The 17,615-nt window shown below is 64.9% G+C and carries 18 protein-coding genes; 9 read left to right on the top strand and 9 right to left on the bottom strand.

What is annotated here, in order from left to right; translation table 11 throughout:
• The first annotated feature begins 6 nt into the window (after window positions 1-6).
• The 5 genes from Q0O95_RS00710 to Q0O95_RS00690 all read left to right on the top strand — a co-directional run bounded on the left by Q0O95_RS00710 (window position 7) and on the right by Q0O95_RS00690 (window position 5,385).
• Window positions 7-798 carry a hypothetical protein gene (locus tag Q0O95_RS00710; RefSeq protein WP_293694352.1) on the top strand — a complete coding sequence of 264 codons (792 nt, stop codon included), beginning with the start codon at window positions 7-9 and terminating at the stop codon, window positions 796-798.
• Window positions 795-1,121: a ferredoxin gene (gene fdxA, locus Q0O95_RS00705; protein ID WP_293694350.1), complete on the top strand. Its 327-nt coding sequence runs from the start codon at window positions 795-797 to the stop codon at window positions 1,119-1,121. The genes Q0O95_RS00710 and fdxA overlap by 4 nt, the downstream gene beginning before the upstream one ends.
• 4 nt (window positions 1,122-1,125) lie before the next feature.
• Entirely contained in the window at window positions 1,126-2,214 is a 1,089-nt protein-coding gene (gene dapC / locus Q0O95_RS00700; protein ID WP_293694349.1) for a succinyldiaminopimelate transaminase, read from the top strand.
• A 418-nt stretch (window positions 2,215-2,632) separates the two neighbouring features.
• A complete protein-coding gene (locus Q0O95_RS00695; protein ID WP_293694457.1) occupies window positions 2,633-3,931 on the top strand; it encodes a citrate synthase in 1,299 nt (432 codons plus the stop codon).
• Between the two features lie 2 nt (window positions 3,932-3,933).
• On the top strand, window positions 3,934-5,385 hold the full coding sequence (locus Q0O95_RS00690; RefSeq protein ID WP_293694347.1) for an NCS2 family permease: 1,452 nt from the start codon (window positions 3,934-3,936) through the stop codon (window positions 5,383-5,385).
• Between the two features lie 4 nt (window positions 5,386-5,389).
• On the opposite strand, the gene Q0O95_RS00685 is transcribed toward Q0O95_RS00690, so the two are convergent.
• From Q0O95_RS00685 to Q0O95_RS00675, 3 genes are all read right to left on the bottom strand, one after another.
• The gene (locus tag Q0O95_RS00685) at window positions 5,390-6,967 is read right to left on the bottom strand and encodes a hypothetical protein (RefSeq protein WP_293694345.1); all 1,578 of its coding nucleotides are present in this window, start codon (window positions 6,965-6,967) and stop codon (window positions 5,390-5,392) included.
• Complete coding sequence (locus Q0O95_RS00680; protein WP_293694343.1) at window positions 6,952-7,725, bottom strand: ABC transporter ATP-binding protein; 774 nt, start codon at window positions 7,723-7,725, stop codon at window positions 6,952-6,954. The genes Q0O95_RS00685 and Q0O95_RS00680 overlap by 16 nt, the downstream gene beginning before the upstream one ends.
• Before the next feature lie 192 nt (window positions 7,726-7,917).
• On the bottom strand, window positions 7,918-8,829 hold the full coding sequence (locus tag Q0O95_RS00675) for a DapH/DapD/GlmU-related protein (RefSeq protein WP_293694341.1): 912 nt from the start codon (window positions 8,827-8,829) through the stop codon (window positions 7,918-7,920).
• Between the two features lie 18 nt (window positions 8,830-8,847).
• On the opposite strand from Q0O95_RS00675, the gene dapE reads away from it, so the two are divergent.
• Window positions 8,848-9,930 carry a succinyl-diaminopimelate desuccinylase gene (dapE, locus tag Q0O95_RS00670; protein ID WP_293694340.1) on the top strand — a complete coding sequence of 361 codons (1,083 nt, stop codon included), beginning with the start codon at window positions 8,848-8,850 and terminating at the stop codon, window positions 9,928-9,930.
• Window positions 9,931-10,003: 73 nt separating this feature from the next.
• A complete protein-coding gene (locus tag Q0O95_RS00665) occupies window positions 10,004-10,177 on the top strand; it encodes a DUF3117 domain-containing protein (RefSeq protein ID WP_293694338.1) in 174 nt (57 codons plus the stop codon).
• A 71-nt stretch (window positions 10,178-10,248) separates the two neighbouring features.
• On the opposite strand, the gene Q0O95_RS00660 is transcribed toward Q0O95_RS00665, so the two are convergent.
• Window positions 10,249-10,887, bottom strand: coding sequence for a class I SAM-dependent methyltransferase (locus Q0O95_RS00660; protein WP_293694336.1), 639 nt, complete (start codon window positions 10,885-10,887; stop codon window positions 10,249-10,251).
• A gap of 90 nt (window positions 10,888-10,977) precedes the next feature.
• On the opposite strand from Q0O95_RS00660, the gene Q0O95_RS00655 reads away from it, so the two are divergent.
• On the top strand, window positions 10,978-11,373 hold the full coding sequence (locus Q0O95_RS00655; protein WP_293694334.1) for a hypothetical protein: 396 nt from the start codon (window positions 10,978-10,980) through the stop codon (window positions 11,371-11,373).
• A gap of 15 nt (window positions 11,374-11,388) precedes the next feature.
• On the opposite strand, the gene Q0O95_RS00650 is transcribed toward Q0O95_RS00655, so the two are convergent.
• The 3 genes from Q0O95_RS00650 to Q0O95_RS00640 are packed head-to-tail and all read right to left on the bottom strand — an operon-like array spanning window position 11,389 to window position 14,199.
• Window positions 11,389-12,474 carry an Mrp/NBP35 family ATP-binding protein gene (locus Q0O95_RS00650; RefSeq protein WP_293694332.1) on the bottom strand — a complete coding sequence of 362 codons (1,086 nt, stop codon included), beginning with the start codon at window positions 12,472-12,474 and terminating at the stop codon, window positions 11,389-11,391.
• Entirely contained in the window at window positions 12,471-12,965 is a 495-nt protein-coding gene (locus Q0O95_RS00645; protein WP_293694330.1) for a DUF1003 domain-containing protein, read from the bottom strand. Before Q0O95_RS00645 ends, Q0O95_RS00650 begins: the two co-directional genes overlap by 4 nt.
• Window positions 12,958-14,199 (bottom strand): CBS domain-containing protein, encoded by a 1,242-nt coding sequence (locus tag Q0O95_RS00640; protein ID WP_293694328.1) that lies wholly within the window; start codon window positions 14,197-14,199, stop codon window positions 12,958-12,960. The genes Q0O95_RS00645 and Q0O95_RS00640 overlap by 8 nt, the downstream gene beginning before the upstream one ends.
• Window positions 14,200-14,270: 71 nt before the next feature.
• Between Q0O95_RS00640 and Q0O95_RS00635 the strand changes: the two genes are divergently transcribed.
• On the top strand, window positions 14,271-14,912 hold the full coding sequence (locus tag Q0O95_RS00635; RefSeq protein WP_293694326.1) for a general stress protein: 642 nt from the start codon (window positions 14,271-14,273) through the stop codon (window positions 14,910-14,912).
• A gap of 97 nt (window positions 14,913-15,009) precedes the next feature.
• On the opposite strand, the gene Q0O95_RS00630 is transcribed toward Q0O95_RS00635, so the two are convergent.
• Together Q0O95_RS00630 and Q0O95_RS00625 are read right to left on the bottom strand one after the other, a co-directional pair.
• On the bottom strand, window positions 15,010-16,467 hold the full coding sequence (locus Q0O95_RS00630; protein ID WP_293694324.1) for an aminopeptidase P family protein: 1,458 nt from the start codon (window positions 16,465-16,467) through the stop codon (window positions 15,010-15,012).
• 82 nt (window positions 16,468-16,549) lie between these two features.
• Window positions 16,550-17,563 (bottom strand): endonuclease/exonuclease/phosphatase family protein, encoded by a 1,014-nt coding sequence (locus Q0O95_RS00625; protein ID WP_293694322.1) that lies wholly within the window; start codon window positions 17,561-17,563, stop codon window positions 16,550-16,552.
• Window positions 17,564-17,615: the final 52 nt, after the last annotated feature.

The following is a 17,615-nucleotide window of genomic DNA, read 5'->3' as shown; positions in this document are numbered from 1 at the left end:
GGACTGATGGCAGGGAGTGAACGAGTTCTCGTCGTCACATCGGATCACGCGCAAGCGGGTCGGCTCGAGAGCACGATGGCGCACATGCGTGCCGGCAACACGATCCCGGTTGTCTTCGTCGTGCAAGCGGTTGCAGAGGCGCTTCCGGGTGCCGATGTCGAGGCAGCCTCTGTGCAAGCGCTGAGTCGACTTATCGAAGAGGGTGAGTTGGAAGCCATCGTGTTCCTCGCTGACGACGAAGACCGCGGTGACGTGACGAGCAGGATCGTTCGCGGTGTCGCCGCGGACACAGGGATTCCGCTCTGGCAGGTCATCGACGGGCAGGCCGAGAAGGGGGACCGCGCAGTCGGTGAGCATGTCTTCCGCAGCGTACCCGTTCAGGTGGCCGCGGCCATCGGTCGCCGAGGCTTCGGTTACTGGTTCGCCACGCTGGGGACGGGAGTGCTCGCCGTCGCGGTCACGGTCGCGGGAACATTCTCCTACCTGGCTGCTCCGCCCATAGGGCTGGTGCTGGCGACACTCGGAGTGTGGGGGACCCTCGTGGGAGCCCGGCTCATGCACCCGTATCGTGCGCCGGGCGTCGTCGCAGCGGTCGTGAGCCTGGTGACGCTGCTCGTGCTCGCGACCGACCCGTTCGGCGGTGTGCAGGGCTCCGCGAGCATCCTCATCCCGTCGACAGTGCTCGGCTGGACATGGATCGGCGTCGTGGCCATAGGCAGCTTCGCCACGCTTGCCGTGCCGGACCTACGCGGTGCCCGCGTCGGTAGACTGGACGTTCGGGAAGGAGCTGTACCGTGACCTATGTGATCGCACTGCCGTGCGTTGACCTGAAGGACCGCGCCTGCATCGACGAATGCCCCGTCGACTGCATCTACGAGGGCGATCGGATGCTCTACATCCACCCCGACGAGTGCGTCGATTGCGGTGCGTGCGAGCCCGTCTGCCCGGTTGAGGCGATCTTCTACGAGGACGATGTTCCTGAAGAGTGGGCCGAGTATTACGACGCGAACGTCGAATTCTTCGAAGAAGTCGGTTCTCCCGGCGGGGCGGCGAAGGTCGGCCCGATCCCGGGCGATCACCCCATCGTCGCGAAGCTTCCGCCGCAAGAGCACGACGTGTAATCTCGTGGCGCTGCAACTTCCCGAATTCCCGTGGGACTCGCTGGCTGACGCGAAACGCGTCGCGAGCGAGCATCCCGATGGACTCATCGACCTCTCGGTAGGCTCGCCCGTCGACCCGACCCCGGGAATTCTGCGCGAGGCGCTCGGCGACGCATCGAATGCGCACAGCTATCCGCAGGTGTGGGGAACCCCGAGGCTTCGGCAAGCCATCATCGACTGGTTCGCGAGAGTTCGCGGTGTTCCCGGGCTCACGGAGCGAGCCGTTATGCCGTCCATCGGATCGAAAGAGCTCATAGCGGGTCTCGCGCTCTGGCTCGGGCTGGGCCCGGGTGACACCGTCGTGATTCCGGAGGTCGCGTACCCGACCTACGATGTCTCGGCCCGTCTCGTAGGAGCGAGTGTGCATGCGGGCGATGATCCCGCTTCCTGGCCGGACTCCACGCGTCTCGTGTGGCTGAATTCGCCATCCAACCCGACGGGCCGAGTGCTCGGACTCGAGGAGTTGCGCGCAGCGGTAGCGCGGGCACGCGAACTGGGCGCTGTTCTTGCGAGCGACGAATGCTACGCACTCCTGCCGTGGGATGTTGAGGATGCCCCCAGCGTGCTCGACCCGCGAGTCACGGACGGCGATGTCACGGGCCTCCTGGTAGTGCATTCACTCAGCAAGCAATCCAGCGACGCCGGCTACCGGACGGCGTTCGTCGCCGGTGATGAGCAGCTCGTGCAGCGTGTTGTCGGCGTGCGGAAACACCTGGGCTTGATACCACCCGCACCGGTGCAGGCCGCAATGGTAGCCGCGCTCGACGATGACGACCACGTTGCGGAGCAACGGGAACGTTACAGGGCGCGGCGCGAGACACTCCTCACTGCGGTGCGTGGAGCCGGATGGTCGACCGAGTCAGATGCCGGGCTCTACATCTGGGCTGGCAATGGCGAAGCTGCGCGCGAGCAGGTACACGCTTTCGCGACCCTCGGCATCCTCGTCGCTCCCGGCGACTTCTACGGGGACGACACCCGGGTGCGTATTGCCTTGACCGCGACGGATGCCGTGATCGAGCAGGCCGCAGCTCGGTTGCGTGCAAACATCGCCTGACGACCGGCTATCGCGTAGTGTGCGCGGCGAGGGATTGCGATCGCCGTGGGGATCAGCGTCTCCAGACGGATTTTACTGGTTGAGACGGCGTCCAGACCCGTAAAATCCGTCTGGGATCGACGTGCCACGTCCCTCCCTTGTACGAAACCGGTCCACCGGCGCGCTGGAGCTCTTGTGCGAGGGTCCTTTCGGAGCCTCGCTGCGACGCCAGCGCCACGTCCGTCCTCGGGCGTGGGTACTTCTCCCGGCTTCGCCTGAAGTCAGGCTAAACGAGGTACCTCGTTGTTCAATCCCGGGAGCTCGCCCCGCGCCTTGGCGGTAAAAGCTTCAGTGCTTGTGCTCTCGAAAATCCCTCCCTTGTACGAAACCGGTCCACCGGACCGGTTTCCCAAAACAACCGTCTAGGCCGTAGTCTGTTCTGGTGACGAACAACGCGAATGAGAGTGCCCCGAAGAAGACGGCTACCATCACCGTTGACGGATCGCACCACGAAGTGCCCATCGTCCCGGCGACATCGGGCAGGTCGAGTCTCGACATCTCCAAGCTGATGTCGTCGACCGGTCACACCACGATCGACTACGGATTCGTGAACACCGCTTCGACGAAGAGCAAGATCACGTACATCGACGGCGACGCCGGAATTCTGCGGTACCGCGGGTACCCGATCGAAGAGCTGGCAACGCAGAAGTCGTTCCTGGAAGTCGCCTATCTGCTGATCTACGGTGAACTTCCGAGCCCGCAGGAGCACAACGACTTCGACCAGCGAATCCGCCGTCACACGCTACTGCACGAAGACCTTCGGCGCTTCTTCGACTCGTTGCCTCGCGACGCGCATCCCATGAGCGCACTCTCCAGCGCCGTCTCAGCGCTATCGACCTACTACGAGGGCGATCACGACCCCCACAACCCCGAGAGCGTAGAGCTGCAGACCATTCGCCTGCTTGCGAAGCTGCCCGTCATCGCAGCGTACGCGCACAAGAAGAGCATCGGCCAAGCGTTCCTGTACCCCGACAATTCGCTCTCGTTCGTCGAGAACTATCTCAAACTGAACTTCGGCCTCATGGCGGAGGAATACGAGCTCAACCCCGTCATGGTGCGTGCGCTCGAGCAGCTGCTCATCCTGCACGCCGACCACGAGCAGAATGCGTCCACCTCGACCGTTCGCCTCGTCGGCTCGACGGAGGCGAACCTCTTCGCATCGGTATCCGCCGGCATCCACGCGCTTTCCGGGCCGCTGCACGGCGGCGCCAACGAAGCGGTTCTACAGATGCTCCGCAATATCCGCGACTCCGGTGAAGGCGTGCAGCGGTACGTCGAGCGCGTCAAGCGCAAAGAGCAGGGCATACGCCTCATGGGCTTCGGTCACCGCGTTTACAAGAACTACGATCCGCGCGCGAAGCTCGTCAAAGGAGCAGCGGACGACGTCCTACAGGCCCTCGGCGTCAACGACCCGCTGCTCGACATCGCGAAGGAGCTCGAGCAGGTAGCGCTGGAAGACGAGTACTTCATCGAGCGCAGGCTCTACCCGAACGTCGACTTCTACACCGGTGTCATCTACAAGGCGATGGGGTTCCCAGAGCGGATGTTCACGGTGCTGTTCGCGATCGGGCGCCTCCCGGGCTGGATAGCCCACTGGCGAGAGATGGTCGGCGACCCTCAGACGAAGATCGGTCGCCCCCAGCAGCTCTACGTCGGCCCCGCTGAACGCCACCTCTGAGGATGACCGCTTCGAGCGAGTCGGCGAGGGTCGGTCGCCTAGCAAAGTTCTTTCACTTCGCTGAACGAGGTACCTCCGTTTCGCAGGAGGTACGCGGTGGCGTCGTGATGTTCGTCACGATGGCGTACATCATCATCCTGAACCCGCTCATCATGGGCGGGTTCGCAGCCGATCAGGCGGCGACGGATGTCGAAGGCGGTTGGCTGCCCAACCACCAGCTGGCGGCCGCGACGGCACTGACCGCGGGGCTCGTCACGATTCTCATGGGCGTCATAGCGAACGTGCCCTTCGGGCTCGCTGCCGGACTGGGCATCAATTCGTTCCTCGCGTTCACGCTCGTGCAGGATCTCACCTGGCCGGAAGCGATGGGGCTCGTCGTCATCAACGGGCTCATCATCGTGCTGCTCGGTGCCACGGGATTGCGCCGCATGATCTTCAACGCTGTCCCTGCCGCACTGAAGAGCGCGATCAGCGTCGGCATCGGCATGTTCATCGCCTTTATCGGCTTCGTGAACGCCGGTTTTGTGCGCAGCACAACGCTCCCGTCGCCACCTCTTGAACTCGGTGAAGGCGGTTCGATCACGAGCCTGCCCACGATCGTCTTCATCATCGGCCTCGCGCTCATGGGCGGGCTCGTTGCCCTGCGGGTCAAGGGAGCGCTGCTCATCGGCATCGTCGGCACGACGATCATCGCCATCGTGCTGGAGTCGATCTTCAAGGTCGGTCCTTCACTCGGGGAGAACCCGAACGCGTGGAACCTGAACGCGCCGGAGCTCCCGAGCGCGATCGTCGCGCTGCCCGACCTCAGCCTGCTCGGCCAGGTATCCTTCCTCGGCGCCTTCGAACGCGTCGGCTATCTCGCGGCCATGATGTTCATCTTCACGCTCGTGATCATGAACTTCTTCGATGCGATGGGCACCATGACCGGCCTGGCGAAACAGGCCGGCATCTCCTACGAGAACGGACAGTTCCCGGGTCTCCGTCGCGCGTTCATCGTCGAGGGCATCGGCGCAGTTGCGGGAGGCGCTTCGAGCACCTCGAGCAACACGGTGTTCGTCGACTCGGCGGCGGGCGTCGCGGAGGGTGCCAGAACGGGTCTCTCGTCGATCGTGGCGGGCATCCTGTTCCTCGCCGCGATGTTCCTGACGCCGCTCACACAGGTCGTTCCGCTCGAGGTCGCAGCCGCGTCGCTCGTGGTTGTCGGCGCGCTCATGATGGCGCAGATCAAGGACATCGACTTCACCGACTTCCGGGTGGCGCTGCCCGCCTTCTTGACGATCGCGGTCATGCCGCTGACGTACAACATCGCGAACGGTATCGGCGTCGGCTTCATCGCCTGGGTGCTGGTGCACGCCAGCAGCGGCCGCTTCAAGAGCATCTCACCGCTGCTGTGGATCGTTGCGGCGATGTTCGTGATCTTCTTCGCCAGAGGTCCTCTGCAGGCGCTGGTGTAGCGACCTACGATTCGCTCGTGACAGCCTGCAGCACCTGCGGCCCGCGCTTGTCGAGCGCCTTCCCTCCGACGCGGATGCCCAACACGAGTGTCGCAACACCGATGGCGGTGCCTGCCAGCAGCGCCATCCAGTTCAGCCACGGCACGAACACGCTGCCGATGAGAAGGCCGATGGTCGGGAGCAACAGTGCCCCGATGATCGCAACCGATGCGAGCATCTGGACCAGCGCCTGGATGCCGCCAGACGACCCTTTCCCGAACGGGCTCGCCCCCGGCCTGGGCGCGCGCCCCGGAAGATATACGCCCAACCAGCTGCCCGCCCCCAATGCTATGAGCGTCGACGAGAGTGTGAGAGCGAGCGCAGCGACGGTGTGGTCCCAGGCCCCGAATATCGCCGAGGATCCCAGCACGAGAACGAGTGCGAACGGAACCGCTATAACCGCAATGGCAAGGGCTCTTCCCGCTCGGTCGTCCTTCCCGGAGACTCCCGTGAGCAGGTGCGTCGCGAAGTTCGCGTGGTCGTACGCAAGGTCCATGCCGACGACAGTGCTCAGCATGAAGGGGAGGAACAGCGCAAGATAGGGCAGGAGGTCGAGGGGCAGCACACCGTTCATGCCCCAGACCGCCATGACGAACACGGGCAGGAAAGGCATGAGCACCGCGTTGATGATCATGCGCGGGTCGCGTCTGCGATACCGCAGACTGCGCACTGCGATTGCCCCTACCGGTGTTGCGGGGAAGAGTCGTTCCAGCAGTCCGCCACCCCGGATCGTGCCGCTGCCGCGCATCTGAATGGGGTTGACGAGCCTGGCGCCGACCTGCGCGGTCCAGGCCCACAGCAGCAGTGCCACCGTCGCCAGTGCGACTACGAGGCGAATGGCCGCGATGCCGTATTCGCCGTGCCACACCGCAAGAGGAACACCGAAAGCAGCTCCGAACGGCGTTGTCGCAATGATGTTGATGAACCGCTCGAGCGCCTCCAGGTTCTCACCGAGTTCGTAGGCGGCCATGATGCCGAACTGCAGCCAGAGCCCCGTGGACACCAACGCCATCATCAGGAGGATGCTCGTGAAGTCGCGGGTCTTCCGGGAAGCGAAGGCGCGTGCGAGGAGAGCGCTGAACGCCCGCCCGGCGAGCACGCACGTCGCGAGCGCGACCGGCAGCATGAGCACCATTGCCAGTAGCGCCGGCAGCGACACGCTCCAGGCGATGAGCGAGAGCAGTAGCAGTCCGATGGTGATGACGCCGCCTATGCCTGCCGCGGATGCTGCGGCGAGCCCACGAGCGAGTGGCCCCGGGCGCAGTGGCAGAAGGGCGAAGCGCTCCGGTGCGAGCTGGTGCGAACCCTGAATCAGCAGTGAGCCGAGCATCCAGATCAGCACGGCCGCAGCGCCGACGACGACCATCGCCGGAGGAAGCATCTCGGGGGCGAAAGCACGAAGGGTGATGAGCAGCGCAGCCAGTGCACCGAGGAATCCCAGCGCGCCGAGACCCGAGAACACCGTCGCAACGATCGCCCAGCCGCTGCGGGTGAGCAGATGGCCGAGCTGTCGTAGCTGCAGCGTTACTAGCTGCGCAACCACGAAAGGGACTCCTCGCCGAGCTGGTGGACGCCGACCATGCCGAGGAAACGCTCCTGGAGCGATTGGCCGGCTCGGACATCATCGAGCGTGCCGGCAGCGAGGACCCTGCCCTCGGCCATGATGGCGACGTGGTCGCAAAGGTTCTCGACCAGCTCCATCACGTGACTCGAGAGCACCACTGTGCCCCCTCCCGCGACGTACGAACGCAGAATCGAGCGAATGGTTTCACCCGAAACCGGGTCAACCGACTCGAACGGTTCGTCGAGAATCAAGAGGCGAGGCGCGTGAATCAGCGCCGATGCGAGCCCGATCTTCTTCGTCATGCCCGACGAGTAGTCGACCACCAGCTTCGAGGCGGCATCGGTCAGCCCGAGTGCCTCCAGCAACTCGTCGGTGCGCGAGACGACGTCCTCCGCGGCCATTCCGCGCAGGAGGCCCGTGTAGCGGAGCAGCTCCCGGCCCGTGAGTCGGTTGAACATCTGCTCTGCCTCCGGCAGAACGCCCATTCGGCCCTTCGCCGCGGCCGGATCCTCCCAGACGTTCGCGCCGAGAACGAATGCAGTGCCGGCATCGGGGCGCAGGAGGCCAGTGGTCATCGACAGGGTCGTCGTTTTGCCGGCACCGTTCGGGCCCAAGAGACCGAACATGGAGCCGACGGGAACATCGAGACTGACGTCGTCGGCTGCGACTTTCGGCCCGAATCGTTTGGTCAAGTGCCTCAGCGCGAGGCTTGCGGAGTGCTGCTGCTGATCGGTCACGGGAACCAGACTAAATGAGTCGATCGCGAGTCGCATCCGCCGCGCGGCGGATATCAGCGGCCCCAGGTGGCGGCAGCTTCAAAAGCGGCGATGATCGAGTGCGCAGTTCGCGTCGGTATTTGCGCAAGTTTTCGACGCAAGGGCCGCTCCGAAGGAGCCGCGGACTGGCTTTGGCAGTGCCGTGAATCGTGATCAGTGCAGCGCCTCGTTCAGCTCGATGGCCCTCCCGGACCGTTCGATAGCCTCGACAGCACCCGTCACGGAGTTCCTGCGGAAGAGCAGGTTGGGGATGCCGGAGAGATCCACCGCCTTCACCTCTTCGCCTGCCAGCAAGACCTTCGTGCCCGCAGTGACGTACAGACCGGCTTCGACGATGCCGTTATCGCCGATCGAGATACCGACTCCCGAGTTCGCGCCCAGCAGGACACCCCTACCGATTTCGACGCGCTCCTTGCCGCCTCCCGAAAGCGTGCCCATGATCGAGGCACCACCGCCGATGTCGCTCCCGTCACCCACGATGACGCCCTGCGAGATACGCCCCTCGACCATGGAGGTGCCGAGGGTGCCGGCGTTGTAGTTGACGAATCCTTCGTGCATGACGACCGTACCGCTCGCGAGATGCGCACCGAGGCGAACGCGGCTCGCGTCGCCTATGCGGACACCATCGGGGAGTACGTAGTCGGTCATTCTGGGGAACCTGTCGACGAGCTGGACCTGGATGCCCGCACGCTGGATCTGCACTCTGTGCTCTGCCCAGTATCCGGGGTCGATAGGGCCGGCATTGCTCCATGCGACGATCGGCAGCAACGAGAAGACACGATCCAGATTGATGGAATTCGGCAGTACGTGCTGATGACTCAGAAGGTGCAGTCGCAGGTACACATCCTCGACAGACGTCGGAGCAGCGTCCAGATCGATCTGCACGGATCGAGGCTCGACCGTGACCCCGCGCGTGTCATCCCGATACGGCTCGAGGCCGTTCTCTCCCAACCAGCGCTCGTCGCCGTCGGGGGCTTCGCCCAAGCGCGGGCTGGGGTACCAGACGTCGAGCACCTTGTCGCGATAGATCGTCGCGAGTCCGCGGCCGAAAGCAAAGCGTGTCATGGGAACTAGGCTAGTGCCATGCTGCAGAACTCTTTGGATCTCACCCAGGACGCCGTCGATATCACCCGTCAAATCTGTGACATCGAGTCCGTTTCGGGTAATGAGACGGCGCTCGCGGATGCCATCGAAGCCGCAGTGCGCTCGGTCGGCCATCTCGAGGTCGACAGGCACGGTGACACGGTTGTTGCTCGGACGAACCTTGGCCGCTCGCGCCGCGTCGTCATCGCCGGCCACATCGATACCGTGCCGCTCAACGAGAATCTGCCTACGCGGTTCGAGACGCGCACCGCGGGAGAGGTGCTGTGGGGTCGCGGGACGGTCGACATGAAGGCCGGGGTCGCGGTGCAGCTGAAGCTCGCCGCTGAGATCGCGGCGCCCAGCTTGGACGTCACCTGGATCTGGTACGACCATGAAGAAGTGAGCGCTGACCTCAACGGCCTGCGCAAACTTGCGGAGGCGCGCCCCGACCTGATGCAAGGAGACTTCGCCATTCTCGGTGAGCCCTCGAACGGAGCCGTCGAAGGCGGCTGCAACGGGACGCTCCGTGTCGACGTCATAACACGCGGAGTGCGCGCGCACTCGGCTCGCAGCTGGGTCGGGCACAATGCGATCCACGATGCGGCAGCGGTCCTGCAGATACTGCAGGATTATCGGCCCTCGGATGTCAACGTCGAGGGGCTCGTGTTTCGTGAGGGGCTCAATGCGGTCGGCATTTCCGGAGGAATAGCGGGCAACGTGATCCCCGACGAATGCCGCATCACGATCAACTATCGCTTCGCTCCTTCGAAGACGGTCGAGCATGCCATTGCGCACGTGAAAGACCTGTTCGCGGGTTTCGAAGTCGTCATCACGGATCAGGCCGGAGGAGCCAGCCCCGGTCTCGACGCCGTCGTCGCGAAGGAGTTCCTGGAAGCCACCGGTCTGAGCCCGAAAGCGAAATACGGCTGGACCGACGTCGCACGGTTCTGGTCGCTCGGCATTCCCGCTGTCAATTACGGGCCGGGAGACCCGCTCCTTGCGCATCATGACGACGAGCACGTGCCGCTCGACCAGATTCGCGACGGCGAACTTCGCTTGCGCAATTGGCTGACTGCTAGCTGAACGCCGACGCCGTCCCGTCTCCTTCGATCGTGAGACAATAGAACGGTTCCACAACAAGTGAAAGGGGTGGCGCATGGCCGCCATGAAGCCGCGCACTGGCGATGGACCACTGGAAGCAGTGAAAGAGGGACGACTGATCATCGTCCGTATCCCGCTCGAGGGTGGGGGTCGCCTCGTCGTTTCGGTCAACGATGCCGAAGCGGCGGAGCTGCACACGGCGCTCAGCGGCGTCGTCGTAGGAGCCTAGAGGCACCGTTCTCCTGCAGTGCTCGGCGAAGGCGCCGTTCCCCGGAACCGCAACACCACGGACTGTGACGCCTAGGGGGCGTCCGGCAGCCGGGTGATCTGCAGGAGTCCTCCGCCAACGGGATTCAACGCACTGACGACGACGTCGGTCGCAGCCAGTTCGGCGAGGAGGGCGCGCATATCGCCGACCTCCTCGCCCCGCTGCGCAGGGTCGGCGATGCGACCGTCCAGCAGTGCACCGTGAACAGCAACCGTACCGCCGACGCGTGTTAGCGTCAGCGCCAGTTCTACGAACTCGAGCAGGTGCTCAGAGTCAGCGTCGAGGAAGACGATGTCATAGCTTGCCTCGTTCATGCGCGGCAGCACTGCACGCGCGTCGCCGGTTATGAGGCGTGCTCGTGTGGCAGGGATGCCCGCGGCCGCGAATGCCGAGCGGGCGTGCTGCTGCGAGTCCAGCTCGAGATCGATCGAGGTGAGCGTTGCTTTCGGCGCTCCGCGAAGTAGCCAGAGGCCGCTGACGCCCGTGCCCGTGCCGACCTCGAGAATGCTGTTGGCGCGACACGCAGCACCGAGGACGGCCAGCTGCGCCCCGACTCCGGGCGCGACGGGATGCAACGCCATCTCCTCTGCGGCGTCGCGGGCAATGCTCATCGCGTCCGTCTCGATCGGTAGATCGTCGACGTACTTCCTGACGAGATTGGGATTAGTCACGGTGCCCTCCTGCGTCAAGAGCGTACTCACCCCTTGTGCCAGGAGCCGACAGGCTCGCCGTCACGGTGCGCGGGAAGATACCATCGAAGTGTGAACTTTCTCGGGCTGTCTCTCGACAAGCTGCTTCCCATAGCCTTGCTTGCCGTTATCGTGCTCGGCCCCTCGAAACTGCCGTATTACGCGGAGAAGCTGCGAGACGGCATTCGCGCGGCACGAGGCTACGCCGACTCGGCGAAGCAGCGCATGCGCGACGAGATCGGTCCGGAATTCGATGAGATCGACTGGCAGAAGATGGATCCGCGCAAGTACGATCCCCGCAGGATCGTGAGAGACGCCTTCATCGATGAGCCGTCGAAGACAACGGCAGCCGCATCGGGAGCGGTTGCCGCCGACACAGGTCCTTCGTCGCCCGCTGCGAAAGCCATGCTCGCGAGAGCCGGTGACCGCGTCGACGGGCCCGCTCCCTTCGACACAGACGCCACGTAAACACGTAGCTCCCGGTTATTCCGGGGAGAGCGGGATTCCGCGCCCGGCGAGCGGGGTGCGTCGCGCATCCAGCGCATCGGCGAGGGTTCGCAGCGCTTCCGTCCCGGGATCATCCGGTGCACGCAGCACGATGGGCTCGCCGGCATCACCGGATTGCCGCAGCGGAATCGAGATCGGTATGCGTGCGAGGACATCCACTTCGAGCCGCCTCGCGACCTCGTCACCGCCTCCCGAGCCGAACACGTCGAGCACGGACCCGTCGGGCTGAGCGAGACCGGCCATGTTCTCGACGACACCGATGACGCGTTGCCCTGTTTGGCGTGCCACGAGGGCCGAGCGCTCGGCGATGTCGGCTGCCGCAGTTTGCGGGGTCGTCGTCACGACGACTTCTGCGCTCGGCAGCAGCTGCCCGAGTGAAATCGCTACGTCGCCCGTTCCGGGGGGCATATCGATCAGCAGCGTATCGAGATCACCCCACCACACATCGCGCAGGAACTGCTCGAGTGTTCTGTGCAGCATGGGGCCGCGCCACGAAACGGAGGTGTTGCCCTCGACGAACATCCCGATCGAGATAACGCTCACTCCGTGCGCGACGGGCGGCATCATGAGGTCGCCGACTCGGGTCGGCTGCTGCTGCAGCCCGAGAATGCCCGGGATCGAGTAGCCGTGCACATCGGCGTCGATGAGTCCGACGCGCTGTCCCCTGCGGGCGAGCTCCACCGCGAGACCGGCCGTGACGGTGGATTTACCGACACCGCCCTTTCCGCTCGTAATCGCGATGACACGGGTGAGCGAGTCCGCGTCGAACTGTATCCGACGCGAGCCCCGCAGCCGCTCGACGAGAGCCTTGCGCTTGGCCGGCTCCATGACTCCCACGTCGAGGTCGACGCTATCGACACCGTCGACGCCGAGCGCAGCTTCGGCAACATCGGCGCGAATCCGGTCGGCAGCGGGGCAGGCGGCGATCGTGAGCTCAAGTCGGATGCGCGCGACTCCGTCCTCGACTTCCGCAGACGGAATCATGCCCAGCTCGGTCAGCGGGCGACGAATCTCAGGGTCGTTGACGCGACCGAGCGCTCGGAGCAGGGGTGACTCGGTCATGCTCGATCGTCGTGCTCCCGGTCGTGCTGCTGGTCTACTTCCTCGAGCAGGCTCTTCAGCTCGGCTCGCATCCAATCCTTCGTTGCGATATCGCGCATTGCCATGCGCAGGGCCGTAACCTCTCTCGCGAGATACTCGGTGTCGCTGAGGTTGCGCTCCGCTCGTACACGATCCTGCTCGATCTGCACGCGGTCGCGGTCGTCCTGCCGGTTCTGCGCCAGCAGGAGCAGGGGAGCTGCATACGAGGCCTGCAGGCTGAGCGCGAGCGTGAGCAGCGGAAAGCCGAGCCGCTCGGGGTCGAACTGCGCGTCTTCCGGTACGAGAGAGTTAAAGATGAGCCAGAAGCCGCAGACGATCGTCATACCCACGAGGAATGCTGGGGTTCCCATCCCTCGTGCGAAGATCTCGGTGAACTCGCCGAACTTGTCGCTGCCGGCGCCGCGCTGCTTCTTGGCCCCCGACTTCGGGGTGCTGAAGTCGTCCTTAGGCATGTGCGGTCACCTCGCTCACGTCGTGGTCCCGCCAGTCGTCCGGCAGGATGTGGTCGAGCACGTCATCGATCGTCACAACGCCGACCAGCTGCCCGTGCTCGTTGACGACCGGCAGGGAGACCAGGTTGTAGGTGGCCATGAGCCTCGTCACCTGCGCCCCGGAGGCCGACGTGAGCACGGGGTCCAGCGTCGGGTCCAGCAGCGTTCCCAGCTTTTCTCCGGGAGGGTAGCGAAGCAGCCGTTGGAAGTGCACGACGCCGAGGAATCGGCCGGTCGGCGTCTCGTACGGCGGGAGCGTTACGCACACGCTCGCCGCGAGTGCGGGGGCCACTTCGTGCTTCCGCACCATTGCGAGAGCCTCGGCGACCGTGGAGTCGGAAGCGAGGACGAGCGGTTCGCTCGTCATGAGGCCACCGGCCGTGTCCGGTTCGAATGCCAGCAGCATCCTGACGTCCTCTGCCTCTTTCGGCTCCATGAGGGCGAGCAGGGCCTCCATACGCTCAGGCGGCAACTCGGCGATGAGGTCGGCGGCGTCGTCGGGATCCATCTGATCCAGCACGTCGGCCGACCTCGCGTCGTCCAGTGCGTCCAGCAGCGCTACCTGATCGTCCGTCCCCATTTCGGCCAAGACGTCCGCGAGCCGACCGTCCGGGAGATCCGGGGCGACTTCGTGCATGCGCTGCGTCGGCAGATCGAGCAGCGCTGAGGCGACATCGGCTGCAGGCATGTCCTCGAACGTCGCGAGAATGTGCTCGGAGTCGGTATCGGCGAGCTCGTCGGTGCGCAGGTCGTCCCAGTCGGCGAGCAGCGTCTTGCCCTTCGAGAACGGGCCGGTGCGCGGTCTGCGGAGGAACACTTCGTCGATGCGCCATTCGCCGTTGTGCGCCCGTTCTATCGAGAGGTCTTCCACCGTGGCGCTCGTGCCGTCCGCGAGCGTGACCTGACGACCGAGAACCTCGGCCATGACGAGCTGCTCTCCGCCGCGCTGCTTGAACGCCTTCGGGCTGAACCTGCCGGTCGTGATGACCTGTCCGCCGCCTATCGACAGGACTCGGCCGATGGAGAGGAACGCTCGTCGTTTGCCGGAGAGATCGACGACCATCCCCACGATTCGGGGAGCATCGGTGCTTCTTTTGACGAGCACGACGTCGCGGACCCTCCCCGCCTTGTCGCCTGCCGGGTCGAAGACCGGGACACCGTGCAATCGCGCCACAAAGGCTTTCGATCCACTCATGGGTTCCAATGTACCGTTCACCCCGTGCGAACACGGCTGAACTGCGGGGATGTTCGTGGGACGATGGAGTTATGACGATGTTCTCAGGACGCCAGGCGCAGGGGCGCCTCCCGGAAGGGGTGACGGTTGCCACGTACCGCAGCTACGAAACGGCGCAGCAGGCTATCAACAGCCTTGCCGAGGCGGAGATCGATGTTTCCGGCATCGCGCTGGTTGGCAACGACGTCCGTGTCGTGGAGCGCGTCATGGGCAGGCTCACCTGGCGCAAGGTGGCCATGGCCGGCGCCATGCGGGGGCTGACCTTCGGTCTGTTCCTCGGCATCGTCTTCTGGCTGCTGGTACCCGAAGCGGGGATGATGGTGCTCGCCATGCCGATCCTGGGTGTCGCGTTCGGCATGCTGTTGTCGATCGTCACGCATTCGTTCACGAAGAAGAACCGGCAGTACCAGAGCGTGCAGCAGATCATCCCGGCGAGTTTCGACCTCGTCGCTCCGCAGGAGGTCGCGGCAGCGGTCATGCACAAGCTGGGCCCCGGTGTCCGGCGAGCTGCCGCGGAAGAGGCGACCGCGAGCGAGAGTGCATCGGCGGAAGAGGAACCTGCTTCGAACGAGGACGGTCCGGCCGACGGCACGACACCCGCCCGCGATGAGCGTATCGGCTCATCGGAGCGGGTGCCGAATCCGCTCGCGGACAGTTCGCGTTCGCAGGACTGACCGTCGCAGCTACGACGCCCGGTCCAGAAGGTTTTTATGGGTCAAGACGTCGTCCGGACCCATAAAAACCTTCTGGCGAGCGATTCCGGGCGTTGAATCAGCGCTGAGCCTGCACCCAGCCCTCGACCTCATCTGCCGTGCGGGGGATGTGCGCTGACAGGTTGACCGCTCCGTCCGCGGTGACGAGGATGTCGTCTTCTATACGAACGCCGATGCCGCGGAACTCCTCTGGCACCGTGAGGTCGTCCTCCTGGAAATACAGCCCCGGCTCGATCGTGAAAACCATGCCCTCGGCGACTTCGCCGTCCATGTACATGTCTCGTCGAGCCTGCGCGCAGTCGTGTACGTCGAGCCCGAGGTGGTGGCTCGTGCCGTGCACCATGTAGCGGCGGTGGTAGTGGCCGCTGGGTTCCAGGGATGCCTCCGCGGAGACGGGGAGCAGCCCCCACTCGGCCGTCTTCCGCGCGATGACCTCCATGGCCGCGGCGTGCACATCCCTGAAGACGATGCCGGGGCGGACGATCGACAGCGCGTAGTCGGCCGCCTCGAGAACGGCCTCGTAGATCATCCGTTGGGTGGGTGAGAACCGACCGGAGACCGGCAGTGTGCGCGTGATGTCGGCGGTGTAGAGGCTGTCGACTTCGACGCCGGCATCGATGAGGACGAGGTCGCCCTGCTGGACGGCTCCGTCGTTCCGTACCCAGTGCAGGTAGCACGCGTTCGAGCCGGCGCCGACGATGGTGCTGTAGCCGATCTCATTGCCCTCCATGCGTGCGCGACGGAAGAACGTTCCCTCCAGGACTCGTTCTCCGCGAGCGTGACTGGTAGCGGCGTCCAGCTCCGTCACCATATCGTCGAAACCGAGCTTCGTCGCTTCTACCGCGGCGGTGATCTCGTCGACCTCGTAGGCGTCCTTCACGAGTCGCATCTCGCTGAGTACGCGAGCCAGGTCGGCGCTGCCGTCCTCGTCAACGCGCCCGCTGAGCGTACTGGCGACGACCGAGTCGTCTTCTCCGACGACCAGCGCGTCGCCCTCCAGCTGCTCCAGCGCCGCTTTCAGCGCGGTCAGCGGCTGAACAGCGATGCCGAGGTCGGCTCCAACGTGCTCGAGCGGAGGGCGCGGGCCCGTCCAGAACTCACCGATGTCGGGATTCGCGTAGAACTCCTTCTCCGTGCGCGTTGCGCGTTCGCGGAAGAACAGCACGGCTTCGTGGCTGTCTTCCTTCGGCGAGAGCACGAGCACGGATCCGGGAACCGAGTCGGCACCCCAGCCGGTCAGGTAGCTGAAGTTCGTGTGCGCGCGAAACGCGTAGTCGGTGTCGTTCGAGCGAACCTTCGCCTCACCCGCTGCGATCACGAGCGATCGGCCCGTGAACTGTTCGGAGACGCCGGCGCGTCGTCGCGCGGCGTACGCGGCAGCGGAGCGTGGTTCACCGGGTGTTTCGTCTCGGTCTGCCCAGTGCTCTTGGATGTAGGTCGTGAACGCCGAGTCTCCGGGAACTGTGGATCGGTTCTCGGTCGCTCGAGGCGCGTCTTTCTGTGCGGTTTCCGTCATGCCTCCATTGTGTCACCAGGTCGCCGTTGCCCGCGCCCGTGGCGCCAACAACGTTCAGGAGGAGGTGTGCGCGGCGCGGCAGCTATTCGTTCGGGGTGAAACGCAGAACGGCAACGACCGGGCGGTGATCGGTCCCGAAGCTGTCGCGATCCGTGAGGACGTGCGCGTCGACGACCTGCCAGTCCGGTGTCGCGACGACGTGATCGATCTGCGCACCGAGCCAGCTCGGCAGTTCGGTCGGCCACGTACCCGCCGTCCCCGCTCCCGCCGCACCAGCGGCGTCAACGCATCTCCCGAGGTCGCCGCCGTCGACGCCGAGGCTCGCCCAGTGATCCAGCGTCGAGTTGAAGTCGCCCGCCATGATGACGGAGTCGATGCCATTGCAGAGCCCGGCGACGAATTCGAGATCCTGCCGCCAGTTGCGCATTTGCTGGGGGATAGGGGCGACGGGATGCGTCGCAACGATGACGGGGCCCGTTCCGTCGTCCGGGCGCGCCACGATCGTCGGCAGCGTGCGGGTCTGCCCGATTTCGAGATCGGTCGTGTAGCTGCCGAGGTCTGCAGAGATCAAGAGCGATGTGCTGAGGGCTCCGTACTGTTCCGAGAAGTGGGTCGTGTGCGCCCAGAACGGCTTGCCGAGTTCGCGCATCCTGACCGCTGCCTCGGCTGCGAACGCTCCACGCGTTTCCGGCAGCGCCACGATGTCGGCGTCCGTTTCCTGTATCAGTTCGACGAGCGCGTCGACACCCGGTTCGTCGCCGAGCGTGTTCCAGGTGACGACCGTGACATCTCCCTCGGCCCGTTCCAGCCCCGTTGACCCGGCGCCGCGGGAGAAATGCAGGCTCCCCGAAACGAGTGCGAAGAGGAGGAGCATGGTGACGACGGTCAGCGCGAAGCGCCGCGGGGCCTCCCATCTGGCGAGCAGTGCGAAGAGCACGAGAAGCACGAGAGCGATGCAGATGACGCCGACGCGGGGAGCCACGACCTGCGCGATGATGGGGGTCTGCTCGAGCCCGAAACCCTGCGGCCACGCAGCGATTGCGAGGCACACCGCGATGGGCAGCGCGAGCACGAGAGCGAGCAGCGTCTTCTTCACGTTGCTCAGTGTAAGCGGTCGCGCCAATAGGTGGCGTTGACTGCGGTGTGCG

Source organism: uncultured Agrococcus sp. (assembly GCF_945915485.1).
GTDB lineage: Bacteria > Actinomycetota > Actinomycetes > Actinomycetales > Microbacteriaceae > Agrococcus.
Note: the sequence above shows the minus strand (reverse complement) of the source record. Positions and strands in the feature narration are given on the sequence as shown.